Below are 25,291 nucleotides of genomic sequence, written 5' to 3' on the forward strand. Positions count from 1 at the left end.
CCCCCGGGGAAGAAATACTTCGGGCCCAACAAGGAGAGCAGGGAACCCAGATGGCGGAGCTCACGATCCGGCCGGAGGAGATCCGGGACGCGCTGGAGAACTTTGTCCAGGCGTACAAGCCGGACGCGGCCTCGCGCGAGGAGGTCGGTACGGTCAGCCTGGCCGGCGACGGCATCGCCAAGGTCGAGGGGCTGCCCTCGGCCATGGCGAACGAGCTGCTGAAGTTCGAGGACGGCACCCTCGGCCTCGCCCTCAACCTCGAGGAGCGCGAGATCGGCGCGATCGTCCTCGGCGAGTTCAGCGGCATCGAGGAGGGCCAGCCGGTGCAGCGCACCGGTGAGGGTGCTCTCCGTCGGTGTGGGCGAGGGCTACCTCGGCCGCGTCGTCGACCCGCTGGGCAACCCGATCGACGGTCTCGGCGAGATCAAGACCGAGGGCCGCCGCGCCCTCGAACTGCAGGCCCCCGGCGTCATGGTCCGCAAGTCGGTCCATGAGCCGATGGAGACCGGCTACAAGGCCGTCGACGCCATGACCCCGATCGGCCGTGGCCAGCGTCAGCTGATCATCGGTGACCGCCAGACCGGCAAGACCGCGCTGGCGATCGACACGATCATCAACCAGCGTGCCAACTGGCGCACCGGCGACCCGAACAAGCAGGTCCGCTGCATCTACGTCGCCATCGGCCAGAAGGGCTCCACCATCGCGTCCGTGCGCGGTGCGCTGGAGGAGGCCGGCGCCCTGGAGTACACGACCATCGTCGCGGCCCCGGCGTCCGACCCGGCGGGCTTCAAGTACCTCGCCCCCTACACCGGTTCCGCCATCGGCCAGCACTGGATGTACCAGGGCAAGCACGTCCTGATCGTCTTCGACGACCTGTCGAAGCAGGCCGACGCCTACCGTGCCGTCTCCCTGCTGCTGCGCCGTCCGCCGGGCCGCGAGGCCTACCCGGGCGACGTCTTCTACCTGCACTCCCGCCTGCTGGAGCGCTGCGCCAAGCTCTCCGACGAGATGGGCGCCGGCTCGATGACCGGTCTGCCGATCGTCGAGACCAAGGCGAACGACGTCTCGGCGTTCATCCCGACCAACGTCATCTCCATCACCGACGGCCAGTGCTTCCTGGAGTCCGACCTGTTCAACGCCGGCCAGCGCCCGGCCCTGAACGTCGGTATCTCGGTCTCCCGTGTCGGTGGTTCCGCCCAGCACAAGGCCATGCGCCAGGTGTCCGGCCGGCTCCGCGTGGACCTCGCCCAGTTCCGTGAGCTGGAGGCGTTCGCCGCCTTCGGTTCCGACCTGGACGCGGCCTCCAAGGCGGCCCTGGAGCGCGGCAAGCGCATGGTCGAGCTGCTGAAGCAGACCCAGTACGCCCCGTACGCCACCGAGGACCAGGTCGTCTCCATCTGGTCCGGCACCACCGGCAAGATGGACGACGTCCCGGTGGAGGACATCCGCCGCTTCGAGCGCGAGCTCCTCGACTACCTGCACCAGGCGCACAAGGGCCTGATGACCAGCATCGTCGAGGGCGGCAAGATGTCGGACGACACGCTGCAGGCGCTCGGCGACGCCGTCGCGTCCTTCAAGCAGCAGTTCCAGACCGCGGACGGCAAGCTGCTGGGGCGAGGGCTGAGCATGGGTGCCCAGCTCCGGGTCTACAAGAGGCGGATCAAGTCCGTCTCCGCGACCAAGAAGATCACCAAGGCGATGGAGATGATCGCCGCCTCGCGCATCGTCAAGGCACAGCGCCAGGTGGCCGCGTCCACTCCGTACGCCAGTGAGCTCACCCGGGCCGTGACCGCCGTCGCCACCGGCTCCAACACCAAGCACCCGCTGACGACCGAGGTCGAGCAGCCGGTGCGGGCCGCGGTGCTGCTCGTCACGAGCGACCGCGGTCTGGCGGGCGGTTACTCCTCCAACGCCATCAAGGCGGCGGACCAGCTCACCGAGCGGCTGCGCGCGGAGGGCAAGGAGGTCGTCCACTACATCGTCGGCCGCAAGGGCGTGGGCTACTACGGCTTCCGGGAGCGCCCGGTCGCCGCGTCGTGGACGGGCTTCACCGACAGCCCGACCTACGCCGACGCCAAGAAGGTGGCGGACCCGCTGATCGAGGCCGTCCTTGCGGACACGGCCGAGGGCGGCGTGGACGAGCTGCACATCGTCTTCACGGAGTTCGTGTCGATGATGACGCAGACCCCGGTGGACAAGCGGCTGCTGCCGCTGACCCTCGAGAAGACGGAGGCCGAGGACGCGGCGGCGAAGGACCAGATCCTTCCGCTGTTCGAGTTCGAGCCGTCGGACGAGGCGGTGCTCGACGCGCTGATGCCGCGGTACGTCGAGTCCCGTGTCTACAACGCCCTGCTGCAGGCCGCCGCTTCCGAGCACGCGGCCCGCCGCCGGGCGATGAAGTCGGCGACCGACAACGCCGAAGACCTCATCAAGTCGCTCACGCGGCTTGCCAACGCGGCCCGACAGGCCGACATCACCCAGGAAATCAGCGAGATCGTCGGAGGCGCGAGCGCCCTGGCCGACGCGACCGCGGGGAGTGACCGATAAATGACCACCACTGTTGAGACGGCCGCCGCGACGGGCCGCGTCGCCCGGGTCATCGGCCCGGTCGTCGACGTGGAGTTCCCCGTCGACGCGATGCCGGAGATCTACAACGCTCTGACCGTCGAGGTCTCCGACCCGGCCGACGCCGGCAAGAAGAAGACCCTGACGCTCGAGGTCGCGCAGCACCTGGGCGAGGGCCTGGTCCGCGCGATCGCCATGGAGCCCACCGACGGCCTGGTCCGCCAGGCCGCGGTGACCGACACCGGCGACGGCATCACCGTCCCCGTCGGTGACGTCACCAAGGGCCGGGTGTTCAACACCCTGGGCAAGATCCTCAACGACCCCGAGGCCGAGTCCGAGGTCACCGAGCGCTGGTCCATCCACCGCAAGGCCCCGGCGTTCGACCAGCTCGAGTCGAAGACCGAGATGTTCGAGACCGGTCTGAAGGTCGTCGACCTGCTGACCCCGTACGTCAAGGGCGGCAAGATCGGTCTGTTCGGTGGTGCCGGTGTCGGCAAGACCGTGCTGATCCAGGAAATGATCATGCGTGTGGCCAAGCTGCACGAGGGCGTTTCCGTCTTCGCCGGCGTCGGTGAGCGCACCCGTGAGGGCAACGACCTCATCCAGGAAATGGAAGAGTCGGGCGTTCTGGACAAGACCGCGCTGGTCTTCGGTCAGATGGACGAGCCGCCGGGCACGCGTCTCCGCGTCGCGCTGGCCGGCCTCACCATGGCCGAGTACTTCCGTGACGTCCAGAAGCAGGACGTGCTGTTCTTCATCGACAACATCTTCCGCTTCACCCAGGCCGGTTCCGAGGTCTCGACCCTGCTCGGCCGCATGCCCTCCGCGGTGGGCTACCAGCCGAACCTGGCCGACGAGATGGGCCTCCTCCAGGAGCGCATCACCTCGACCCGTGGTCACTCGATCACCTCGATGCAGGCGATCTACGTCCCCGCGGACGACCTGACCGACCCGGCTCCGGCGACCACCTTCGCCCACCTGGACGCCACGACCGTTCTGTCGCGTCCGATCTCGGAGAAGGGCATCTACCCGGCGGTCGACCCGCTGGACTCGACGTCCCGCATCCTGGACCCGCGTTACATCGCGCAGGACCACTACGACGCCGCCATGCGCGTCAAGGGCATCCTGCAGAAGTACAAGGACCTCCAGGACATCATCGCGATCCTCGGTATCGACGAGCTGGGCGAAGAGGACAAGCTGGTCGTCCACCGCGCCCGTCGCGTCGAGCGCTTCCTGTCGCAGAACACCCACGCGGCGAAGCAGTTCACCGGTGTCGACGGTTCGGACGTTCCGCTGGACGAGTCCATCGCCGCGTTCAACTCGATCTGCGACGGTGAGTTCGACCACTTCCCGGAGCAGGCGTTCTTCATGTGCGGTGGTCTTGAGGACCTCAAGAACAACGCCAAGGAGCTGGGCGTCTCCTGAGCATTCCGATGCTCACGGTCCGGGGGCGGGGCGCCCCCGCCCCCGGACCGTACGTCCCCTATTCTTTGACCCAACGCCCGCCGGACCCGGCGGGTGGAGACCCGAGGAGCCACGTTGGCTGCTGAGCTGCACGTCGAGCTGGTCGCGGCGGACCGAAGCGTCTGGTCCGGCGAGGCCACTCTGGTCATCGCGCGTACCACATCGGGTGACATCGGCGTCATGCCCGGCCACCAGCCGCTGCTCGGTGTGCTGGAGTCCGGCCCGGTGACCATCAGGACCGCCGACGGCGGGACCGTCGTCGCCGCGGTGCACGGCGGTTTCATCTCCTTCGCGGACGACAAGCTGTCGCTGCTCGCGGAGATCGCCGAGCTGGCGGACGAGATCGACGTCACCCGCGCGGAGCGGGCGCTCGAGCGCGCGAAGTCGGAGGCCGACGCGGCCGCCGAGCGCCGCGCGGAAGTCCGGATGCGTGCGGCCGCAGGCCCTCACTAGGCCGCGGCCCACTGAAGTACGTCCCTCAGCCGCGGACCGCCTGGAACAAACCAGGGCGGTCCGCGGCTGAGGCAATACAGGTGCGGTTGCTCTAGATGATGCGAGGAGGTCGGTCGTGATGGTCCTCGCTCTGCTCGTGAGCGGCATCGTCGTGCTGCTGGTCCTGCTGGGACTCTTCGTCTTCGGGCTGCGCAGGCGGCTCATCCAGCGGTCCGGGGGCACCTTCGACTGCAGCCTGCGGTGGGACGTCTCCGCGGAACGGACCGGTGAACCGGCCGGCAAGGGGTGGGTGTACGGCGTCTCGCGCTACAGCGGTGACCGGATCGAGTGGTTCCGGGTCTTCTCGTACGCGGTGCGGCCGCGGCGGCTGTTGGAGCGCGCGTCGATCGAGGTGCTGGAGCGGCGGGCGCCGCTGGGGGACGAGGAGTTGGCGCTGCTGTCGGACGCGGTCGTGCTGATGTGTTCGCATCGGGGGACGCGGCTGGAGCTGGCGATGAGCGAGGATGCGCTGACGGGGTTTCTGGCGTGGTTGGAGGCGGCGCCGCCGGGGCAGCGGGTGAATGTGGCGTAGGGGTTTTCTCTCCCCGCCCCGCCCTAATCCGTTTTCACAGGGGCTGCGCCCCTGCGGGACCCCCGCGGCGTGCGTGCCGCGCGGGGCCACGCTCCGCGCGGCGGCGGGGGCTTCGCCCCCTGCACCCCAACCCGGGGGCTTCGCCCCCTGGACCCCTGAAGCGCCCTGCGGGCGCTGTCCTCAAACGCCGGACGGGCTGATTCAGCCCGTCCGGCGTTTGAGGACAATGCGGCGAAGCCGCATTGCGGGGGTCCGGGGCGGAGCCCTGAATGAAGGCCCGGGGGCGCAGCCCCCGGTGGGGTGCGGGGGCGGAGCCCCGCCCCGCCCTACCGCGCGGAGTGCGGGCCGGGGCCGGGGGCCTGCCCCGGGAAACGGTGAAAGGGCGGGGCGGGGGCAAATCCCGCGTCAGCGGAGGCCGTTGTCCAGGGCCGTCATCAGCGTTCCGCTGTCGCCGGACATCTCCCAGATCATTGCGCCGCCGAGGCGCCTGGACTTCAGCCAGGCCGTCTTCTTGCCGATCGACCAGGCGTCGTCGAACGTCCACCACTGACCGTTGTCACCGGTGAATCCGTACGTCGCCACCGACGTCTCGTCGTGGTAGATCTTCAGGCCCGCCACGGACGCCAGCAGGTTGTCGTAGCCGCGGGTGCCGGATTCCTCGGGGAATTGGCCGGGGGCCGCTCCGTTCGCCTTCTGCCAGGCGCCGTTCGCGCCGCCGTCCGCGACCTGCTGCCAGCCGCGGCCGTAGAAGGCCAGGCCGAGGACGACCTTCCGCGGGTCGACGCCCGCGTCCAGGTACGTCTGGACGGTCTTCTCGACGCTGAACTTGGTCGTGTAGGGGTCCTTGGGGTCGGGGTAGAGGTTCCCCTGGTGACCGGTGCGGTTCGGCTCCCAGCTGTTGTCGCTGCCCGAGCCGTGGAAGTCGTAGCCCTGGACGTTCGCGTAGTCCATGTAGTCGAAGACGCTCGGCGTACCGTCCTTGGTCGTGATGTCCCAGCCGGCGTCGATCTTCGCCGGGTCGGCCGGGGTGAAGGCCGTCAGGAGGTACTTCTGGCCGCCGGACCCGCTCAGCGCGTCCAGCTGGCGGCGGAACTCCGCGAAGAGCAGGGTGTTGTTGGCCTTGTCGTCCTTCGAGACGTGGTTGCCGGCGTGGCCGTCCGAGCCCGGCCATTCCCAGTCGATGTCGAAGCCGTCGAAGATCCCGGCCGCGACCCCGGCACCACCACGGCCGTTGGTGACCGGGAGGTTCCCCTTGATGTACATGTCGATACAGGACTTCACGAACTTCTGACGGGACGCGTCCGTCTTCGCGACGTCCGAGAAGTACTTGCTGTAGGTCCAACCGCCGATCGACATCAGGACCTTGAGCTTCGGGTACTTGGCCTTGAGCTTCTTGACCTGGTTGAAGTTGCCGGCCAGCGGCTGGTCCCAGCTGTCGCCGACGCCGTCCACGGACTCGCCGGCTCCGAAGCCCTTCTCGTAGTCGGCCCAGGAGTCGCCCGCGCCGTCACCCTGGCTGGGGTCCTGGGGGTTGGACCCGGTGGCCTTGGTGACGCCGTTGAGGCAGGTGAGGTTGTTCGGGTCGATGTTGGAGAAGGCGTAGTTGATGTGCGTGAGCTTGGCCGCGGCTCCCGTCGTGTCCAGGGACTTCACCGTGTAGCCGCGCCCGTAGATGCCCCACTGCACGAAGTACCCGGCCTTGACGGCGGCCGCGCCGGGCTGCGGGTCGCCGCCCCCGCCGGTGGTCCGGACGGTCAGCGGCGTGCTGGCGGGCCCGGTCTGGCCGGCGGTGTCCCGGGCGACGACGGTGTACGTGTAGTCGGTGCCGGCGGTCAGCCCGGTGTCGGTGTACGCGAGCTTGGCGACGGTCGCCGCCTTCACCGTGCCGCGGTAGACGTCGTACTCCTTGACGCCCCGGTCCGAGGTCGCCGCGGTCCACTTGAGGGCGACCGAGGTGTCGGTGACGGCGGTCGCCTGCGGGGTGCCGGGCGCGGACGGCGGCTTGTCCGAACCGCCCTTCGTGGTGCGGAAGGTGGCGGAGGGGCTCGCCGGTCCGGTCCTGTCGTTCACGTTGCGGGCGACGACGGTGTACGTGTACTCGGTGTCGGCCGTGAGGCCGGTGTCCGTGTACGCGAGCTTGGCCACCGTCGCGACCTTGTCCTTGCCGCGGTAGACGTCGTAGTTCTTGATCCCCTTGGCGTCCGTGGCGGCCGCCCACTTCAGCGAGACGCTGTCGGCGGTCACCCCGGCCGAGGCGGGCTGTCCGGGTGCGCTGGGCGGGGTGTCCGTCGAAGAGCCGTCACAGGCGCCGCCGTTGAGCTTGCAGCCCGCCGGCGCGCCGTCGCCCGCGGCGACGAAGCCGAAGGTGACGCTGGCGCCGGGGGCGATGGAGCCGTTGTACTCACGGTTCTTGGCCGTGTAGTGCGAGCCGGAGCTGGTGATCAGGGCGTCCCAGTAGGCCCCGACCGTGGTGGTGGCGGGGAAGTCCCACTCGACGGTCCAGGCGTCGATCGTCGTGGTGCCGGTGTTCTTGACGGTCCACTCGCCCTGGTAGCCGCCGCCCCATTCGGAGGTCTTGGCGAAGGTCGCCGTCGCCGAAGGGCCTGCGACGGAGGCCGAGTTGGCCGGTGCGGCGAGGCCGACGAGCGCCGCGACCGGGAGCAGCAGCGCGCCGAGCGCGGCGGTGATTCTGGTCAACCGGGAGGTATGTCTGTTCAAGGGTGCTCCTCGGGTGAGGTCCGGAGAGGGTGGGGATGGAGCTACTTCCGTGACCTGTGAGCAGCGAGGTGAGCATGCGAAACACGGGGTGCTGGGGGGAGGTTGGGGGGTGTGTTTGCGGTGCTCGCTCACCACAGCTGTGAGGGGAGCGTAAGAAGGTCCGTACCAATGGTCAAGAGGTCTGGACCAGACCCCATTCCTGGGCCAGTACCGCCGCCTGCACCCTGCTCCGCAGCTCCAACTTCCCCAGCAACCTGCTGACATGGGTCTTCGCGGTCGCCTCGGCCATGCCCAGCCGTCCGGCGATCTCCGCGTTGGACAGCCCCTCGCCCAGGCACACCAGCACCTCGCGCTCGCGCCGGGTGAGCGTCTCCAGGGCCGGGGCGTCCGCCGCCGGCGCGGGCGAGCGCCGGGCGAACTCCGAGATGAGGCGCCGCGTCACGGCCGGCGAGATCAGTCCCTCGCCGCGCGCCACGGTCCGTACCGCCGCGACCAGGTCGGCGGCCTCGCTGTCCTTGAGCAGAAAGCCCGCCGCGCCGGCGCGCAGCGCGCCGAAGACGTACTCGTCCAGGTCGAAGGTGGTCAGGACGAGGACGTCGGCCAGGCCCTCGCCGGTGATCTGCCGGGTGGCCGAGATGCCGTCCAGGCGTGGCATCTGGACGTCCATCAGGACGAGATCGGGCCGGAGTTCGCGCGCCAGCCGCACGGCCTCCTCGCCGTCCGCCGCCTCCCCGACGACCTCGACGCCGGGCGCGGAGCGGAGGATCAGCACGAGGCCGGAGCGGACGGCGGCCTGGTCCTCGGCGACGACGATCCTTACGGTGGTGGTCACTTGGTCTCCTCGTCCACGGGCAGCACCGCCCGTACGTGCCATTGCCCGCCCTCGGGGCCCGCCGCGAACTCCCCGCCGAGCAGGGCGACGCGCTCCCGCATCCCGATCAGCCCCGCGTGGGACCCGGGGGCGCGGGGCGGGCGTTCGCCCTCGCCGAGGTGGCTGGTCACGCGTACGGTCAACGTCCCGTCGTCGCGGGCCAGTTCCACGGTCACCGCGCCGGGCGCGGCGTGCTTGACCGCGTTGGTCAGCGACTCCTGGACGACGCGGTAGGCGGCCAGTTCGACGGGGGCCGGCAGCGGGCCCGGGCCGCGGCCGTCGCGGAGCGCGAAGCGGAAGCCGGGGGCGGTGGCGCGGGCCCGCTCCAGCAGGGCGTCGAGGCCGTCGAGCGTGGGCGTGGGGGCCGGTTCGTCCGCGTCGCCCGCCCTGCGGAGCAGGCCGATCAGGCGGCGCATCTCCGCGAGCCCCTGGACGCTGTTCTCCCGGATCACGCCGAGCGCCTCGCGGGACGCCCGCTCCTCGTTGATCGACAGGGCGGCCGTGGAGTGGATCGCGATGGCCGACAGGTGGCCGGCGACCAGGTCGTGCAACTCGCGGGCCATCCGCGCGCGTTCGGCGCCGACGGCCTGGCGCCGGTCCATCTCGGCCAGCAGGACGGTCCGTTCGGCCGCCAGCCGGGCGGCCCCGGCGGCGTCGCGGTGGCGGCGGACGCCGACGCCGGTCCAGGCGGGAGCGATGGTGACGACGGCCAGGGCGAGGCCGATCAGCACGGCCTCGGGTCTCCGGAGGAGCGCGACGGCCAGCAGCATCCCGGTCACGGACAGCACTTCGCAGGCGCGGGGGAGGAGGCGGTACGCGGCCGGGGGGCCGTACAGCACGGCCGCGTACACCAGGTCCGTGAACATCACCGTGGTGGTGGTCAGATTGCCCGAGCACAGGTCCAGCACCAGCGCGGGCGTCCCGACGGCGAGCCCGACGAGGGGCTTCCGGCGGCGCAGCAGCTCGGCCCCGGCCATCACCGCGAGCGCCAGCAGCGACAGCCGTCCCGGCAGGCCGGCCGAGACCGGCCGGCTGGCCAGCCCCAGCGCGTACAGCACCAGGCCGCCGGTCACTCCGGCGGCGGCGATCAGCAGGTCGTCGCGGTGGGGGAGGAGAGGGCGGGGCATGGGTCCATCACAGCACGTGGGGCGGGGTGCGGTCGTCCGCCGCCGGGCCGCCGGGCGGTGGCCCGGGTACATCGAAGGATGCAGTCGCGAATCGCCGTCCGCGACGACGAAACGGCGGCCGGACACGGGGAGCCTGGGAGGGAGGGAAGGAGAGGGCCGTGATCGTCACGTTGATCGTCGCCTGCGAGGTGGGCTTCTGGATCCTGCTGGCCGGGGGCCTGGGCCTGCGCTACCTGGCGAGGATGCCGCGCGCGGGGGCGGCGGTGCTGCTGCTGGAGCCGCTGCTGGAGGTCGTCCTGCTGATCGTCACCGCGATCGACCTGCGGAACGGGGCCGAGGCGAGCACGAAGCACGGCATCGCGGCGGTCTACATCGGCTTCTCCGTGGGGCTGGGCCACTCCACGATCAAGTGGGTCGACCAGCGGGTGGCCCACCGCTTCGCGGGCGGCCCGCCGCCGGTCAAGCCGCCGAGGTACGGCAGGGCCCGGGCCGTCCACGAGTGGCGGACGGCGGGCAAGTGGATCCTGGCGGCGTCGGTCGCGCTCGCCCTGCTCCAGGCCGCCATCTGGTACGTCGGGGGCTCCGGGGACACGAGTTCCCTGCGGGGCTGGCAGAGCTCGATGCTGATGCTGATCGGCATCAACGTCGTCATCGCGCTGAGCTACACGCTCTGGCCGAAGCGGGCGCCGTCGTCGTCGGACGGCTCCCGGGTCTAGCGGTTCTCGCCGGGCACCCAGAGGGCGTCGCCGACCTCCTTGTTCGCCGTCCTCGCCAGGATGCTGTGCTTGTCCGGGGGCGACCCCCGGACCCCCGGCCGGGCCGGGCCGTCGTCGGGTCAGCGGTTCTCGCCGGGCACCCAGAGGACGTCGCCGACCTCCTTGTTCGCCGTCCTCGCCAGGATGAACAGCAGGTCCGACAGCCGGTTCAGATATGTCGCGGCGAGCGGGTTCATCGTCTCGCCGTGCACCTCCATCGCCTTCCAGGTGGACCGCTCCGCCCGGCGGACCACCGTGCACGCCTGGTGCAGCAGGGCCGCCCCCGGCGTGCCGCCCGGCAGGATGAAGCTGCGCAGCTTCTCCAGCCCCGCCAGGAAGCGGTCGCAGTCCCCCTCCAGCCGGTCGATGTAGGACTGCTCCACCCGCAGCGGCGGGTACTTGGGCTCCTCGACGACCGGCGTCGCGAGGTCGGCCCCCACGTCGAACAGGTCGTTCTGCACCCGCACCAGCACCGGCACGATCTCCTCCGGCAGCTGCCCGAGCGCCAGCGCGACCCCGATCGCCGCGTTGGCCTCGTTCGCGTCCGCGTACGCCGCGATGCGCGGATCGGTCTTGGCGGTGCGGCTCATGTCGCCGAGGGCGGTGGTGCCCTTGTCGCCGGTGCGGGTGTAGATGCGCGTCAGGTTGACCATGGGTCCGAGGGTAGTCCGGCCCGGCGGCCGGTGCGCCGCCTCCGCCGCCGGACGCTCCGGTGCGCATCCGGAGAGCATCTGGCGCGAATGTGACGTGTGTTCCCCTCGGTAGTGCTGTCCAGTGTGATGTCCGTCATTTGGGACGTGACGCGCATCTCTAACCCCTCCTCCTGCGTGCGGGCGGGCGCTAAGGTCCGCCGCAGAGCCGTGTGTGAACAGCCGTAAGTGAACAGGGAGAAGGGGACACCAGTGGCCAAGAAACTCGCCGTCATCGGGGCCGGGCTGATGGGTTCCGGCATTGCTCAGGTGTCCGCCCAGGCCGGCTGGGACGTCGTGCTGCGGGACGTGACGGACGAGGCCCTCAAGCGGGGGACCGACGGGATCCGGGCGTCGTACGACAAGTTCGTCTCGAAGGGGAAGCTGGAGGCCGCGGCCGCGGACGCCGCGTTCGCGCGGATCACGGCCACCACGGACCTGGACGCGGCCGCCGACGCGGATGTCGTCGTCGAAGCCGTCTTCGAGGACGTGGAGGTCAAGAAGGACATCTTCCGCGCGCTGGACGGGCTGATGGGGGAGGGGGCCGTGCTCGCGTCCAACACCTCGGCCATCCCGATCACCAAGATCGCGGCGGCGACGAGCCGACCGGAGCGGGTCGTCGGCGTCCACTTCTTCTCCCCGGTCCCGCTGATGCAGCTGTGCGAGCTGGTGCGCGGGCACAAGACCAGCGACGAAACCCTGGCCGCCGCACGGGAGTTCGCCGAGGGCGTCGGCAAGACCTGCATCGTGGTCAACCGGGACGTGGCCGGCTTCGTCACCACGCGTCTGATCACGGCGCTGGTGGGCGAGGCGATCAAGCTCTACGAGTCCGGGGTCGCGTCGGCCGAGGACATCGACGTCGCCTGCCGGCTCGGATTCGGCCACGCCATGGGCCCGTTGGCGACCACGGACCTCACGGGCCTGGACATCCTGCTGCACGCGATGGGCAACATCTACACCGAGACCCAGGACGAGAAGTTCGCGCCGCCGGAGATCATGCGCCGCATGGTCGACGCGGGGGACCTGGGCCGGAAGAGCGGTCAGGGCTTTTACCAGTACTGACCGGTGGGCACAAAACCCCGTTCACTCCACCGTGTGAATTGGGTGTTGGTTTGCTAACGGGCGGCAACTTTGTTGTGCGAGAGGCAGTCAGTTCTTTAGAGACCTCTTGAGAGACCGCAGCCTTCGAGCCACCGTCACATCCCACCGCACCGCAGCACCCAGGGGAGCGCATATGCACATCAGGGGCGACCACGCCGAACTGGTCGTCGGGGGCCGCCTCGACGTCCGCAACGCGGCGGACGCCCGAACGGTCCTGCACTCCGCCCTCGACGCCGGCCGGGGCGACCTCGTCCTCGACCTGACCGAGCTCGACTCCTGGGACGCCACCGGTCTCGGGGTCATCATGGGGGCCCACCGCCGGGCCGGGCGCACCGGCCGGCGGCTGGTGCTGCGCGGGGTGCCGGACCGGATGCGGCGCGTCCTGGTGGCCACGAGGCTGCACCGCATCCTCGCCTTCGAGGACGGCGCGCAGCCGGAGCCCCCGGCGTCGCTCCCGGCGTGCGACCGCGCGCGCTGACGCGGGGCCGTCGGGACGGGGCCGTTGGGACAGGGCCGCCGAGGCCGCGTCCGCACGCCTCCTGAGCCCGGAGTGCGGAAAGGTCATCAGACGGGGGTCCGCCATCGTCACGAGACTGTGCCGCCCGGGGCGCCGCGCCGCCCTTCCCGTCGGAGATACTGTCCCAAGGTCTGTTCGGTTTCCCGTCCCTCCATGAGCCCGTGGAGCCCGTGGCGGGCGCCGGACCCGAGGTCGCAGCGCCCGGACAAGGCCGGGAGACACGACGGCACGCCACGCGACTGGGGGCTTGGACCATGGACCCGACGAACCGGGAACCCGAGGCACCGCGCACGGACGCGGACGCGTCCGGGGAGGACGCCGCGCGCGAGCCCGCACCCGCCCGGGTCGTCCAGCTCGTCGCCGGTGACTACCTGCTGACCGTCAACCCCGTGGACGGCAGCGAGATAGAGCCCTGCCCGCCCGGCCGGCTGCCCGCCCCCGCGGAGCGCCGCGCCGCCGACGACCGCGCCGAACGGGACCGGGCCGCCGCGCCGCCCGAGTCCGCGCTGCCCCTCGTGGGCCGTGGCGAGGTCCGCGGGAGACTCGGTCAACTGCTGTCGCGCGGACGCACCGTACGCCTCACCGGCCCCAGAGGCATGGGGCGCACCGCACTGCTCGACGCCGTGGCCGCCGACTGCGCGGACCTGGCCCCCGACGGGGTCGTCCGGCTGAACGGCCGTCATCGCACGACCGCGGACCTGCTGCACGAGCTCTTCACCGCCGTCCACCACGCGCCGCTGCACCGGCCCGACCGGGCCGGACTGCTCGCCGTCGTACGGGAGATCGGCGCCGTCGTCGTCCTGGACGACCTGGAGTTCGGCGGCGCAGCGCTCGACGAGCTGCTGGACGCCACCCCCGAGTGCGCCTTCCTCTTCGCCGCGGTGCCGGGCGTCGCGGCGCCCTCCGAGGACGCCCACGTGGAAGAGGTCCTGCTCGGCGGGCTCGACCGCACCGACTGCCTGGAGCTGCTGGAGGCCGCCGTCGGGCGGCCGTTGACCGACGAGGAGGCCGACTGGGCCGCCGATCTGTGGGTGGAGTCGGACGGGCTGCCGCTGCGGTTCGTCCAGGCCGGGGCGGTGCTGCGGCTGCGGGACGAGGAGGTGGCCGAGGCCGCCGTCGCCACGGACGAGCGGCCGTTCAGCATCCCCGAGGACGGCGCTCCCGCGGCGGAGCCGGCCGTCGGGCTCGCCGGGCTGCCCCGGGGCGTCGCCCCGGCCGTACCGCTGGCCGCCCGGCTCGGCCCGTCCGCCCGCGACACCCTGCGCCTCGCGCTCGCGCTCGGCGGCGAGGTGCCCCACCAGGCACAGCTGCCGGCGCTCGTCGGGGACACCCACGCGGACGCCGCCGTGGGCGAGTTGGCCGCCGCCGGGCTGATCACCGCGGTGGGCGCGCGCTACCGGCTGGCGGCCGGGGTCGCCGGGCAGCTGTCCGGCGAGGGAGCCGCGGAGCCGGCCGGGCTCGTACTCACCGTCGCCCAGCACTACTCCTGGTGGGCCGGGCATCCGTCCGTCGCCCCGGAGCGGATCGCCGCCGAGGCGGACACGATCCTCGCGGCGCTGGCGGCCCTGGTGTCCGGCGGCGCGCCCGGACAGCCGGCCGCGGCGGTGCTGCTGGCCCGCACCGCGGCGCCGGCCTTCGCCGGTGCCCTGCACTGGAGCGCCTGGGAGCGGGGGCTGCGGCACGGGCAGGAGGCGGCGCGGCTGGCCGGGGAGGTCGGCGAAGAAGCGTATTTCCACCACGAGTTGGGCGTGCTGGCGCTGTGCACCGGCAACCTCGACCGGGCCCGCGCGGAGCTGGAGGCGTCCACCGGGCTGCGCGGTGTGCTGGCGGACAAGCGGGGCGCGGTCGCGAGCCGGCGGGCGCTGGCGCTGGTGGCGGACCGGTCGCGGCCGGTGGCGCCGGTCCGGCCGACGGGTGCGGTGGGTGCGACGGGTGTGGCCGGGGCTGCTGGTGCGGCTGGTGCCGCAGGTGCCTGGCCCGGCGTGCCGGGGGCGGCCGGGCGGACGTCCCGGATGCCGCAGACGCCCGGGGGCGAGGAGGTGCCGGCGGCGCGCAGCGAGCAGTCGGCGACGCCGCCCGCGGTCCGGCCGGCGGCGCGGCCGGTCCCCGACCCGGACCGGGTCACGACCGCTGCCTTCCGCAAGGTTCCGGTGGCCTCGCCGTCGGCTGCGGCGGCGGGCGGTCCCGTGGCCGGCCGGCGGGCGGCCGGCGTACAGGCGTGGGCGCAGAAGCTGACCTCCGGTGGTGCCCGGCGGAACCTGGTGGCGGCGGGCGCGGGTGTGGTCCTCGCGGCCGTCCTCGGCACCGTCGTCACGCTCGGCGCCACGTCCGGCGACGGAAACCGGGGCGGCGCCGACTCGAAGGACGTCAAGACCGGGCCGTCCGCGTCCCAGCAGGACGGCGACGGCGGGATGAGCGCCGACCGGCCGCAGGTGGGGAACGACGGTCCGGCGCCGGTGTCCGGCGGACGGTCGTCGGCCCGGCCGGAGCGGTCGGGGACGCCGGGGGAGTCCCCGGAGCCGAGCGGGACGCCGTCCGGCACGGGGACGCCGTCGCCGTCGGGGAGCGGAAAGCCGTCCGGGACGCCGTCGCAGACGCGGACGGGGACGCCGGGGGAGTCGCCGCAGCCGAAGCCGCCGACGGGCGATCCGGGGCCGACGGGCAAACCGAAGCCTTCGGACGATCCCGGGCCGACGGGCGATCCGAAGCCGCCGACGACCGACCCGAAGCCGACGGGCGACGGGCACGAGACGCCGCCTCCGCCGTCGTCGCACTCGCCCGGGGGTGGGGGTGGGTCGTCGACGAGTGCGGTGGGTGGTTCGGGGTCGGGCAGGTAGTCGCCCTGACGGGCGGGGTTTGCCCCTGGCCCGCCCTTTCACCGTTTCTTCCGGGGCGCCGCCCCTCGGCCCGGCACCGCGCTCCGCGCGGTGGGCGGGGGCTGCGCCCCTGCACCCCGCTTCGGGGCTGCGCCCCGGGCCCGCAATGCGGCTGCGCCGCGTTCGCCGGGGCTCCGCCGCTGCACCCCGCTTCCGGGGCTCTGCCCCGGGCCCCGCAACCGCGCTCCGCGCGGTTGTCCTCAAGCGCCGGACGGGCTGGATTCGTGCCCGCGCTAGCAGCCCGTCCGGCGTTTGAGGACAGCGCCCGCAGGGCGCTTCGGGGGCCAGGGGGCGCAGCCCCCGGTGGGGTGCAGGGGCGCAGCCCCTGCGAAAACGGATTGCGGGGCGGGGAGCAAACCCCTCAGAACAGGCGGAGCTTGTCGTCCTCGATGCCGCGCAGCGCGTCGTAGTCCAGCACCACGCACCCGATCCCGCGGTCCGTCGCCAGCACCCGCGCCTGCGGCTTGATCTCCTGCGCCGCGAAGATGCCGCGCACCGGCGCGAGATGCGGGTCGCGGTTGAGCAACTCCAGGTAGCGCGTGAGCTGTTCGACGCCGTCGATCTCGCCGCGGCGCTTGAGCTCGACGGCCACCGTCTGCCCGTCCGCGTCGCGGCAGAGGATGTCCACCGGGCCGATGGCCGTGGGGTATTCGCGGCGGATGAGGGTGTAACCCTCGCCGAGGGTCTCGATGCGGTCCGCGAGGAGCTCCTGGAGGTGCGCTTCCACGCCGTCCTTGATGAGCCCGGGGTCCACGCCGAGTTCGTGCGAGGAGTCGTGGAGGACTTCCTCCATCGTGATGATGAGCTTCTCGCCCGCCTTGTTGATCACCGTCCAGACGCCCTCGGCCTCTTTGAGGGTGCACGGCGGGGACATCCAGTTGAGGGGCTTGTAGGCCCGGTCGTCCGCGTGGATCGAGACGCTGCCGTCGGCCTTGACCAGGATCAGACGGGGGGCGGAGGGCAGGTGGGCGGTGAGCCGGCCCGCGTAGTCCACGGAGCAACGGGCGATGACGAGACGCATGGTGGGCCACGCTACTCGACTCCCGGCACCGGACGCGATTCGCCCTGGACCGTCCCCTTCGCCGTTGGCCAGTTGTCGGTACGTTCTCCTGGTGGGGCAGCAGTGGCCGGATTACCGTTGAAGCGGGCGGTCGTCGTACGGGCACAGGGCGTCGTCGTCCGCTCGCCCATCCCGAAGACCCCGCCCGCGGGGTCGCGAGAGGAGACACCCATGTCGCTCGACGTCTCACCGGCCCTCCTTGAACAGGCCGAGCGAGGCGAGGTCGACGAAGCGGAATTCGTCGACTGCGTCCGGACCTCCCTGCCCTGGGCATGGGAGCTGATCGACTCGCTCGTGACCCGGCTCAGGGAAGACGGTGGTGAGTTCGCCGACAACCTCACCCCTCCGCCTTCCGAATTCCACCGCGGCCAGCTCCTCCGGGTCCTGGCGAGCGATGCGATCCGGGGGGCGCTGCAGCGGCACTTCGGGGTCCGCCTGGCCTTCCAGAACTGCCACCGGGTGGCGGTCTTCCCGCTCGACACCTCGGTGGACGCGCGGTTGGAGCGCTTCACCTCCGTGCGCAGCCAGGTGCTCAACCAGTCCCCGGAGCTGCGCGACTGCTGATCCGGCCGTTCGGCGCTGCTGCCGCCCCGCATGCGGGGGTTGCGACCGTACGGGAGCGGCAGCTCCCCCGGAGCCTGTGAGTCCGGGGAACGACGGGGCCAGAGACAGGGTCAGGAGAGGAGCGGGAGTACGTCGGTGCCCAGGCGGCGCAGGTTCTCCTCCGTGGCGGCGAGGTCGCCCGAGCCCTCCGCCAGCAGCGCGAAGCGGCTGACCCCGGTGCGCTCGGCCGTGGCCGCGAGGCGGTCCGCGCACAGCCGCGGCGGGCCCACCGGGTGGATGCGGCAGAGCAGCTCCGTGTAGTCCTGCGGGTCCCGCATCCGGCGCTCCCGCCCGTCGACGGTGACGTGCGCCCCGAGCCCCTGGCGCAGCCAGCCGGGCATGGCCTTCAGCAGGGTCTCCGCGGCCTCGGGCCGCCGGTCCCCGATCTGGACGACGCCGGCCGCCACGTGCCCGGGGTCCGCCACCTCCTCGGGGGAGGCGCCCGCCTCCAGGGCGCAGCCGCGCCACAGGGCCACCATCCGCGCCTTCTCCTCGTCGGTGCTGTGCATGCCCAGGAGCATCGGGAGGCGGTGCCGCGCGGCCAGCCGGACGCTCGCGGGCGAGGTGCAGGCGACGGTCACCGGGGGGCCGGGGTGGCCGAAGAGGTCGTCGGCGCGGGGGACGACGGGGACCTCGCGGAAGGCGAACCGTTCGCCGGACGCCCCCACCCGGGGCTCGCGCAGCCAGCGCATCAGCAGTTCGAGGGATTCGGGAAACGCTTCTTCGTAAGCCGCGAGGCCCGCGTTGAACACTTCCAGGTCCACCCAGGGACCGCCGCGGCCCACCCCGAGGGTGAACCTGCCGCCGGAGGTGAGGTGCAGCAGCGCCGTCTGTTCCCCGAGGGTCACGGGGTGCGTGGTGGGGAGCACGCTCACGGCGGTGCCCACCCCGATCCGCCGGGTCCGGCCCAGGAGCAGCGCGGCCAGCGTGATCGCGGACGGACAGACGCCGTAGGGGACGAAGTGGTGCTCGGCCACCCAGACCGCGTCCAGCCCGGCCTCCTCGGCGACCTCCGCGGTCCGCACCGCCCGGTGGAGGGCCTCGCCGTGGCCCTGGCCGGGGAACTGCGCGGCCAGGACGAACGCTCCAACGCGCATCGTGTGTCTGCCTCCTGGCGGTCCTGCTGGCGGTCCTGCGCCATCCCTCGGCGAATTAACGTTTGACCGGTCCCGGAAGGTACGGGCGTTCAGGAAGTTTTCATGATGATCGGAGGGGGCGGGTGGGTAGGGGCCCCGGTACACCGGGCCGGGGCCGTGACCGTGACGCGTACCCTGGTCACGGCCCGTAGCCCGCCCCGACCTCCGAGGTGACCCGTGTCCCCGCGCCGAAACCGCCCGCGAGGCGGCGCCATGCGGCAAGCCGCCGCGCCGTCCCCGCACGAGACCGGCGCGGTGCGTTACGGCCTGGAGCAGACGGAGAGCTGGCAGGGCGAGGAGTGGTCGGTCCGCATGATCGGCGGGGGCGCCGCGGCCAAGCACTACCGCTGCCCCGGCTGCGACCAGGAGATCCCGCCCGGCGTTCCGCACCTGGTGGTGTGGCCGCAGTACGGCGCGGGCGTCGAGGACCGGCGGCACTGGCACAAGTCCTGCTGGAACGCGAGGGACCGCCGGAGCGCGCGGCTCCAGCGGTCCCGTAATGCCCCGCGTTATTGAGGGTTATTGAGGTGCGGGTGCGGCGCGTCAGGCGTCGCGCTTGGTCATCGCGGCGTACGCGCCGCCCAGGGCGAGGGCGGTGACGCCGATGACGATCCACAGCGGCGTCCAGCCGGTGGGGCCGTCGTCACCGATCTGGGCGCCGTAGAAGACGGCGAGCTGGCTGGGGATCGAGTAGGTGATCAGCGCCTTGCCGACCGGCCGGACGGCCTCGGACATCATGAACAGCGACAGCAGCGGCGGCAGCAGCACCAGGCCCAGCATGCCGGTGATCGCGCCCGCGGAGTGCCGCAGCAGCGCGCCCACGGCCAGCGACAACAGGCCCAGCGTCGCGACGTAGAGGCTGACGCCGAGGGTGGCCTTGAGCCACTCGGAGCCGCCGACCCCGTTCGGCGTCCGGTCGGCCAGCAGGCCGGCGTCCAGCATGGCCACCAGCGTCGTGGCCACCAGCGTCAGCACGAAGGTCAGCGCGAAGAAGACGATTGCCTTGGCGCCCAGCACCCGGCCCCGGCTGGGGCAGGCGGTGAGCGTGGTGCGGATCAGGCCGGTGCCGTACTCGGACGAGATCGTCAGCACGCCCAGGGTGAGCAGCGGGATCATGCCGAGCAGGATGCCCACGAAGCCCATGCCCAGGATCTGGGAGTCCTCGTTGAAGTCGGCCTCGTCGGAGACGTTGTAGGTGACCAGCGCGATCAGGGTGCCGATGCCGATGACGACGACCAGCATCGTGCCCAGCGTCCACATCGTGGAGCGCAGCGACTTGATCTTGGTCCACTCGGCGGTGATCGCGTCGCCCAGGGTGGCCTGGCGCACCGGGATCGGCGACACATAGCCGCCGGCCGGGGCCTGGCCGGGCCAGTACGGCTGGGCGGGAGCCTGGCCCTGCGGCGCGGGCGCGGCGGGCGGGGGCGTCATCGGGGCGGTCATCGGGCGTCCTCGCTGTCACGCTTGGTCAGGTCGGCGGGGGCGGGTGCGGCCGCGTCCTGGGGAGCGGCGGCGGGGGCGGGAGGCGCGGCGGGGGCCGGCGGGGCGACCGGTGCCTGGTGCGGCTGCTGCTGCGGCGGTACGGGCTGCTGCGCGTACGGGTTGGGCTGCTCGCCCGGCAGCACCGGGTAGCCGCCCGGCCCGCCCCAGCCCTGCGGCGCGGGCGCGCCCGGCATCGCGTACCCCGGGGGCGGCTGCTGGAAGCCGGCGCGCGGGTCCTGGGTCGAGCGGTAGTCGACGGCGGCCTGCGTCATGCGCATGTACGCCTCCTCCAGGGAGGCCTGGTGCGGCGAGAGCTCCCACAGCCGGATGTCCGCGGTGTGCGCGAGGTCGCTGATGCGGGGCAGGGCGAGACCGGTGACGCGCAGCGCGCCGTCCGGCTCGGGCAGCACCTGGCCGCCCGCCTCGACCAGCGCCGAGGTGAGCTTCTCGCGTCCCTCCGGCTCGCCGTCCGGCGTGCGGACCCGGGCGAAACCGGCGGAGTTCGCGGCGATGAACTCCTGCACGCTCATGTCGGCCAGCAGCTGCCCGCGGCCGATGACGATGAGGTGGTCGGCGGTCAGCGCCATCTCGCTCATCAGGTGCGAGGAGACGAAGACCGTGCGGCCCTCGGCGGCCAGCCGCTTCATCAGGTTGCGGACCCAGAGGATGCCCTCGGGGTCCAGGCCGTTGACCGGCTCGTCGAAGAGCAGCACCTGCGGGTCGCCGAGCAGCGCCGCGGCGATGCCCAGCCGCTGGCCCATGCCGAGCGAGAAGCCCTTCGAGCGCCGCTTGGCCACGTCCTGGAGGCCGACGACGCCCAGCACCTCGTCCACCCGGGTGCGCGGGATGCCGGCGAGCTGTGCGAGGGAGAGCAGGTGGTTGTAGGCGCTGCGCCCGCCGTGCACCGCCTTGGCGTCGATCAGGGCACCGACCTGCCGGGCGGCGTTGGGCAGTTCCCGGTAGGGACGGCCGCCGATGGTGACCCGGCCCGAGGTGGGCACGTCCAGGCCGAGGATCATGCGCATGGTCGTGGACTTCCCGGAGCCGTTGGGCCCCAGGAAGCCGGTGACCGTGCCCGGCCTCACCTGGAACGTCAGGTTGTGCACGGCCGTCTTGGCGCCGTAGCGCTTCGTCAGGCCGACTGCCTCGATCATTCTCCGCCCCTCGCGAGATGGTCGGGGCACATGCCCCCGTTCGGGTTAGAGGTTAACGAGAGGGTGACGGAATCGCGGAATGCGAGGCCGCTGCCGCGGTGCTCCCGGAGGGGCCGTCGCGCCGCTCACGCCGACGCCGTCGGGCCGCTCACGGGTACGCCGTGACGGGGCTCACGAGGACGGCCCGGACGCCGCCGGAAGCCCCTCCTCCGTGCGGACCCAGCCCTCCTCCGCGAAGATCCGGGCTCCCCGCTCCCGCACCGCGTCGTCGCCGCGCGCCCGCTCGGTCCAGCTCACCGGATCCGGCCCGAGCAGCCCGCGCAGCCGTGGCGAGGCGGCCAGCAGCGCCCGCAGCAGGGCCGACTGGTCGCCCCCGCCCGGCCGCGGGCGGCCCGTGGCCGGGTCCAGCAGGACGCCGTGGCGCGAGACGTACACATAGGCGCCGTCCGGCCCCGGGCCGGACGGCAGCGTCATCGGGTACGCCGCCCCGGGCAGCAGCACCCTGCGGTAGTGCACCTCGGTGGCGTCCACGACGGCCAGCTGCGCCGCGTCCAGCCAGCCGACCACCAGCGGCCGCTCGGCCTGCGGGTCCGCGTACGGGGCCGCGGCCACGTACCCGGCGCGGCCGATGTGCGCCGAGCAGCCCACGCCGATGCCGCGCACCGTCACCGGGACCATGGGTACCACGGCCGGCAGCCCCGCCGCGGCGAGCTTGTGCCCGATCTGGGCGGGCGAGGCGTTGGAGCCCACGGCCACCACGGGGTGGCGCCGGCCGACGGGGGCCGCGCCCAGGGCGCCGAGCACGGCGTCGAGCGGCCCGGCGCCGTCCGCGACGGGCCAGGTGCCCAGCGGTCCCTCGCCCGCCCGCAGCGGCAGCAGTTCGTCGCCGTGCAGCAGACAGGGCTCCGGCGCCGGCCGGCCGGGATACTCCAGCGGCCGCAGGAACGGGACGGAGTGCAGGCCGAGGTCGCGCAGCCGGCGGCCGGTCACGGCCGGTCCGGCGGGTGCGGGGGAGGGGACGGCCGCCGTGGCACGTCATGCCCCGGAGCGTGCCGCCGGGGCGACGACCGGTGCCCGGCAGCGCGTCCCGCGAGCGCAGCAGCGCGTCGCGGCCACCGCGCCCCGCCGAGTCCCAAGGCAGGACGACGACCGGTCGAGCCGTGCCCGGCAGTGCGCCCCGCGCGGCGGACGACGGGCCGCGCAGTGGCGCGTCGCGGCCGCCGTACCTCCCCGTGCCCGTGCCCGGTGGCGCGCCCCGCGCGGCCAAGGACGGCCCGCGCGGCGGATGCGTCCGCGCGGCCACCGGCGACGGGGCACCGTGCGCGGCACCCCGGGCCCGTGAAGATCCGCCGGAAGGGCACTACGCGTCGCGCTTCTTCAGCACCAGGTACCCGCCGGCGAGTGCGGCGACCACCCACAGCACCATGATCCCGAAGCCGCCCCAGGGCCCGTACGGCGCCTTGTCGTCGGCCAGCACCACCTGCATGACCTTCTGCCCGGCCTTGTCCGGCAGATACTCGGCGATCTTCTCGGTCGCCGAGACGGTGGCCAGGATGCTGGAGATCAGGAAGAAGAAGGGCATCAGGATGCCCAGCGAGAGCATGGGCCCCCGCAGCATCGTGGCGACGCCCATGGAGAACACCGCGATCAGCGCCATGTAGAGCCCGCCGCCGACCACCGCGCGCGCCACCCCCGGATCGCCGAAGGACGCCCGGTGTCCGTCGAGCATCGCCTGGCCGACGAAGAACGTCAGAAAACTGGTGGCCATACCGACGACCAGCGCGAGCGCCGCGGCAATTGCGATCTTGCTGAAGAGAAAGACGCCGCGCTGCGGAACGGCCGCGAGCGAGGTGCGGATCATTCCGGTGCTGTATTCGTTGGAGACCACCAGCACCCCGAAAACGATCAATGCGAGCTGGCCGAGTCCCATACCGGCGAAACTGACATAGGTCGGATCGAAAGTCAGCCGTTCCGCCGTCGTGAGATCGCCGTACTTGCTGTTCACCAATGCACTGATCAGCGCTCCGAGCGCGACCGTGACGAGGAATCCGATCCCGAGCGTCCACACCGTGGAACGCACCGATTTGATCTTCGTCCATTCCGAGTGCAGAACCTGCGTCACCACCGCCATCGTCAGCCTCCCGCGCCCTGGTCGGCATGTGCGTCGGCGTGCGCGTGGTACTCCACCGAGCCTGCCGTCAGCCGCATGAACGCCTCCTCCAGCGACGCCCGCTGCGGGCTCAGCTCGTGCAGGACGATCCGGTGCCGCGCGGCCAGCTCGCCCAGGTGCGCGGCGTCCTCGCCGGTCACCTCCAGGGCGCCCTCCGCATCCGGCACGGCCGTGATCCCCGCGCCCGACAGCACGTCCCTGAGCCGCTCCTGCTCCGGCGAGCGCATCAGCACGAAGGAACGGGAGTTCTGCGCGATGAAGTCGGCCATGGAGGTGTCCGCCAGCAGCTTTCCCTGGCCGATGACGATCAAGTGGTCGGCGGTGAGCGCCATCTCGCTCATCAGGTGCGAGGAGACGAAGACCGTACGCCCCTGCGCCGCCAGCGTCTTCATCAGCGTCCGGATCCAGTGGATGCCCTCCGGATCAAGGCCGTTGACCGGCTCGTCGAACATCAGGATCCGCGGATCGCCCAGCAACGCCGCGGCGATGCCCAGCCGCTGGCCCATGCCGAGCGAGAACCCCTTGGAACGCTTCTTCGCGACCGACGTCAGGCCCACCACGTCCAGCACCTCGGCCACCCGCGCCCGCGGGATGCCGTTGCTCCGGGCCAGGCACAGCAGGTGGTTGTAGGCGCTGCGGCCGCCGTGCACGGCCTTGGCGTCCAGCAGGGCGCCCACCGTCCGCAGGGGGTTGTGCAGTTGCCGGTAGTGCCGGCCGTCGATGCGGACCGTGCCACCGGTCGGGTTGTCGAGATCGAGCATCATCCGCATCGTCGTCGACTTGCCGGCGCCATTGGGACCCAGGAAGCCCGTGACGATGCCGGGGCGGACGGTGCAGGTGAGGTGATCGACGGCGAGCCGGTCGCCGTAGCGCTTGGTCAGATCCTCCAGCTCGATCATTCACTCACGGTACGGGCCGGGGACCCGCCCCGCCACCGGAGGCGGGCCCTCCCACCGCCGTGCGCCGTTCTAGCGGCTCTGCTGTGCCGGGACCCCGCGCGAGATCGGCTCGTCGTCGCCCGGCACCCCGGCCGCGGCCACCGCCGCGCCGGTCAGCGTGGCCAGCATCTCGCGGACGTTGGTCAGCTGGGCGTTGATGCTGTCGCGGCGGTTGGTCAGCGCCGCCAGCTCGCGCTCGGACTCGCTGCGGATGCGGTCCGCCTTGGCGTTGGCATCGGCCACGATGTCCTCGGCCTGGCGCTGCGCGGTCTCCACCGTCTGGCGCGCCCGGCGCTCCGCGTCCGTGCGCAGCTTCTCGGCCTCCAGGCGCAGCTGCTCGGCCCGGTGCTCGATCTCCGCCAGGCGCTTCTCCGCCTTCGCCTGCCGCGAGGCCAGGTCGCGCTCGGACTGCTCGCGCCGCTTGGCCAGGTTGGTCTCGAAGTCGGCCGCGGCCTGGGCCGCCTTGGCGCGCGTCTCCTCGAAGAGGGCGTCCGCCTCCTCGCGCTTGGACTGCGCGTCCTTCTGCGCCTCGGCGCGCGTCGTCGCGGCGTCCCCCTTCGCCTTCTCGACGATCCGCGCGCCCTCGTCCTCCGCCTTGGACTTGCGGTCGGCGGCGAACGACTCGGCGTCGTTGCGCACTTGCTGCGCCGCCGACTCCGCCAGCTCACGGTGCTGCTCGGCCGCCCGGCGGGCCTCCTCCCGCAGGTCCTTGGCCTCTTCCTCGGCCAGTCGCAGGATCTTCTCGACGCGCGCGCCGAGCCCCGCGTACGACGGCTCCGCGTCGTTGATCTGTGCCTGAGCGTTCTGCGTCTCGAGGTGCAGCTCCTCGATGCGCTTTTCCAGGGAGGTGATGCGCGCCAGCGCGCTGTCACGGTCGGCGACGAGCTTGGTAATGCGGTCGTCCACCTGGCCGCGGTCGTATCCGCGCCGCACGAGCTCGAAGCCGAAGGGGGAGGAAGTGTCGCTCATGAGGTTCCTGTCGAAAGAGACCGGTGAGGTGATAAGGGAATCCTAGGGCGGTGAGCGGCGTCGGATGGAGCG

23 protein-coding genes and 1 pseudogene are annotated in these 25,291 nt (G+C 72.3%); 12 read left to right on the forward strand and 12 right to left on the reverse strand.

Annotated elements, in window-relative coordinates:
- Positions 1–50: 50 nt before the first annotated feature.
- The 5 genes and pseudogenes from atpA to ABD794_RS03215 form a co-directional block, all read left to right on the forward strand.
- Positions 51–1,620 (forward strand): annotated as a pseudogene (gene atpA / locus ABD794_RS03195) (F0F1 ATP synthase subunit alpha); the annotation flags it as partial.
- A gap of 6 nt (positions 1,621–1,626) precedes the next feature.
- Positions 1,627–2,547, forward strand: coding sequence for a F0F1 ATP synthase subunit gamma (locus tag ABD794_RS03200; protein ID WP_344960822.1), 921 nt, complete (start codon positions 1,627–1,629; stop codon positions 2,545–2,547).
- Positions 2,548–3,990, forward strand: a complete 1,443-nt coding sequence (atpD, locus tag ABD794_RS03205) for a F0F1 ATP synthase subunit beta (protein ID WP_344960794.1) — start codon at positions 2,548–2,550, stop codon at positions 3,988–3,990.
- A 114-nt stretch (positions 3,991–4,104) separates the two neighbouring features.
- The gene (locus ABD794_RS03210) at positions 4,105–4,482 is read left to right on the forward strand and encodes a F0F1 ATP synthase subunit epsilon (protein WP_344960795.1); all 378 of its coding nucleotides are present in this window, start codon (positions 4,105–4,107) and stop codon (positions 4,480–4,482) included.
- Between the two features lie 118 nt (positions 4,483–4,600).
- Positions 4,601–5,053 carry a DUF2550 domain-containing protein gene (locus tag ABD794_RS03215; RefSeq protein WP_344960823.1) on the forward strand — a complete coding sequence of 151 codons (453 nt, stop codon included), beginning with the start codon at positions 4,601–4,603 and terminating at the stop codon, positions 5,051–5,053.
- Positions 5,054–5,458: 405 nt separating this feature from the next.
- Here ABD794_RS03215 and ABD794_RS03220 read toward each other — a convergent pair whose 3' ends face one another.
- The 3 genes from ABD794_RS03220 to ABD794_RS03230 all read right to left on the reverse strand — a co-directional run bounded on the left by ABD794_RS03220 (position 5,459) and on the right by ABD794_RS03230 (position 9,769).
- Positions 5,459–7,750 (reverse strand): glycosyl hydrolase family 18 protein, encoded by a 2,292-nt coding sequence (locus ABD794_RS03220; RefSeq protein ID WP_344960796.1) that lies wholly within the window; start codon positions 7,748–7,750, stop codon positions 5,459–5,461.
- Positions 7,751–7,943: 193 nt separating this feature from the next.
- On the reverse strand, positions 7,944–8,603 hold the full coding sequence (locus ABD794_RS03225) for a response regulator (protein ID WP_344960797.1): 660 nt from the start codon (positions 8,601–8,603) through the stop codon (positions 7,944–7,946).
- Complete coding sequence (locus ABD794_RS03230; protein ID WP_344960798.1) at positions 8,600–9,769, reverse strand: sensor histidine kinase; 1,170 nt, start codon at positions 9,767–9,769, stop codon at positions 8,600–8,602. Before ABD794_RS03230 ends, ABD794_RS03225 begins: the two co-directional genes overlap by 4 nt.
- Positions 9,770–9,927: 158 nt before the next feature.
- Between ABD794_RS03230 and ABD794_RS03235 the strand changes: the two genes are divergently transcribed.
- Positions 9,928–10,485 (forward strand): hypothetical protein, encoded by a 558-nt coding sequence (locus ABD794_RS03235; protein ID WP_344960799.1) that lies wholly within the window; start codon positions 9,928–9,930, stop codon positions 10,483–10,485.
- Positions 10,486–10,604: 119 nt separating this feature from the next.
- On the opposite strand, the gene ABD794_RS03240 is transcribed toward ABD794_RS03235, so the two are convergent.
- Positions 10,605–11,177, reverse strand: a complete 573-nt coding sequence (locus tag ABD794_RS03240) for a cob(I)yrinic acid a,c-diamide adenosyltransferase (protein ID WP_344960800.1) — start codon at positions 11,175–11,177, stop codon at positions 10,605–10,607.
- Between the two features lie 249 nt (positions 11,178–11,426).
- Here ABD794_RS03240 and ABD794_RS03245 point away from each other — a divergent pair, with 249 nt between their 5' ends.
- The 3 genes from ABD794_RS03245 to ABD794_RS03255 all read left to right on the forward strand — a co-directional run bounded on the left by ABD794_RS03245 (position 11,427) and on the right by ABD794_RS03255 (position 15,668).
- The gene (locus ABD794_RS03245; protein ID WP_344960801.1) at positions 11,427–12,275 is read left to right on the forward strand and encodes a 3-hydroxyacyl-CoA dehydrogenase family protein; all 849 of its coding nucleotides are present in this window, start codon (positions 11,427–11,429) and stop codon (positions 12,273–12,275) included.
- A 172-nt stretch (positions 12,276–12,447) separates the two neighbouring features.
- A complete protein-coding gene (locus ABD794_RS03250) occupies positions 12,448–12,792 on the forward strand; it encodes an STAS domain-containing protein (RefSeq protein WP_344960802.1) in 345 nt (114 codons plus the stop codon).
- A gap of 293 nt (positions 12,793–13,085) precedes the next feature.
- On the forward strand, positions 13,086–15,668 hold the full coding sequence (locus tag ABD794_RS03255; protein ID WP_344960803.1) for an ATP-binding protein: 2,583 nt from the start codon (positions 13,086–13,088) through the stop codon (positions 15,666–15,668).
- A 400-nt stretch (positions 15,669–16,068) separates the two neighbouring features.
- On the opposite strand, the gene nucS is transcribed toward ABD794_RS03255, so the two are convergent.
- Positions 16,069–16,728: an endonuclease NucS gene (gene nucS, locus ABD794_RS03260; protein WP_344960804.1), complete on the reverse strand. Its 660-nt coding sequence runs from the start codon at positions 16,726–16,728 to the stop codon at positions 16,069–16,071.
- A 210-nt stretch (positions 16,729–16,938) separates the two neighbouring features.
- Between nucS and ABD794_RS03265 the strand changes: the two genes are divergently transcribed.
- Positions 16,939–17,331: an SCO5389 family protein gene (locus ABD794_RS03265; protein WP_344960805.1), complete on the forward strand. Its 393-nt coding sequence runs from the start codon at positions 16,939–16,941 to the stop codon at positions 17,329–17,331.
- Between the two features lie 110 nt (positions 17,332–17,441).
- Here the strand turns inward: ABD794_RS03265 and ABD794_RS03270 are convergent, their stop codons facing one another.
- Positions 17,442–18,467, reverse strand: coding sequence for an LLM class flavin-dependent oxidoreductase (locus tag ABD794_RS03270; RefSeq protein WP_344960806.1), 1,026 nt, complete (start codon positions 18,465–18,467; stop codon positions 17,442–17,444).
- A gap of 216 nt (positions 18,468–18,683) precedes the next feature.
- On the opposite strand from ABD794_RS03270, the gene ABD794_RS03275 reads away from it, so the two are divergent.
- Complete coding sequence (locus tag ABD794_RS03275) at positions 18,684–19,022, forward strand: ATP/GTP-binding protein (RefSeq protein WP_344960807.1); 339 nt, start codon at positions 18,684–18,686, stop codon at positions 19,020–19,022.
- Between the two features lie 27 nt (positions 19,023–19,049).
- Here ABD794_RS03275 and ABD794_RS03280 read toward each other — a convergent pair whose 3' ends face one another.
- From ABD794_RS03280 to ABD794_RS03290, 3 genes are all read right to left on the reverse strand, one after another.
- Positions 19,050–19,949, reverse strand: coding sequence for an ABC transporter permease (locus ABD794_RS03280; RefSeq protein ID WP_344960808.1), 900 nt, complete (start codon positions 19,947–19,949; stop codon positions 19,050–19,052).
- Positions 19,946–21,142, reverse strand: coding sequence for an ABC transporter ATP-binding protein (locus tag ABD794_RS03285; protein ID WP_344960809.1), 1,197 nt, complete (start codon positions 21,140–21,142; stop codon positions 19,946–19,948). The genes ABD794_RS03280 and ABD794_RS03285 overlap by 4 nt, the downstream gene beginning before the upstream one ends.
- Positions 21,143–21,313: 171 nt before the next feature.
- Positions 21,314–22,132, reverse strand: a complete 819-nt coding sequence (locus tag ABD794_RS03290) for a hypothetical protein (RefSeq protein ID WP_344960810.1) — start codon at positions 22,130–22,132, stop codon at positions 21,314–21,316.
- A gap of 37 nt (positions 22,133–22,169) precedes the next feature.
- Between ABD794_RS03290 and ABD794_RS03295 the strand changes: the two genes are divergently transcribed.
- On the forward strand, positions 22,170–22,484 hold the full coding sequence (locus tag ABD794_RS03295) for a hypothetical protein (protein ID WP_344960811.1): 315 nt from the start codon (positions 22,170–22,172) through the stop codon (positions 22,482–22,484).
- A gap of 18 nt (positions 22,485–22,502) precedes the next feature.
- Here ABD794_RS03295 and ABD794_RS03300 read toward each other — a convergent pair whose 3' ends face one another.
- The 3 genes from ABD794_RS03300 to ABD794_RS03310 form a co-directional block, all read right to left on the reverse strand.
- Entirely contained in the window at positions 22,503–23,273 is a 771-nt protein-coding gene (locus ABD794_RS03300) for an ABC transporter permease (protein WP_344960812.1), read from the reverse strand.
- Between the two features lie 2 nt (positions 23,274–23,275).
- The gene (locus ABD794_RS03305) at positions 23,276–24,211 is read right to left on the reverse strand and encodes an ATP-binding cassette domain-containing protein (protein ID WP_344960813.1); all 936 of its coding nucleotides are present in this window, start codon (positions 24,209–24,211) and stop codon (positions 23,276–23,278) included.
- A 69-nt stretch (positions 24,212–24,280) separates the two neighbouring features.
- A complete protein-coding gene (locus tag ABD794_RS03310; protein WP_344960814.1) occupies positions 24,281–25,219 on the reverse strand; it encodes a coiled-coil domain-containing protein in 939 nt (312 codons plus the stop codon).
- Between the last annotated feature and the right edge of the window lie 72 nt (positions 25,220–25,291).

Source organism: Streptomyces thioluteus (assembly GCF_039535865.1).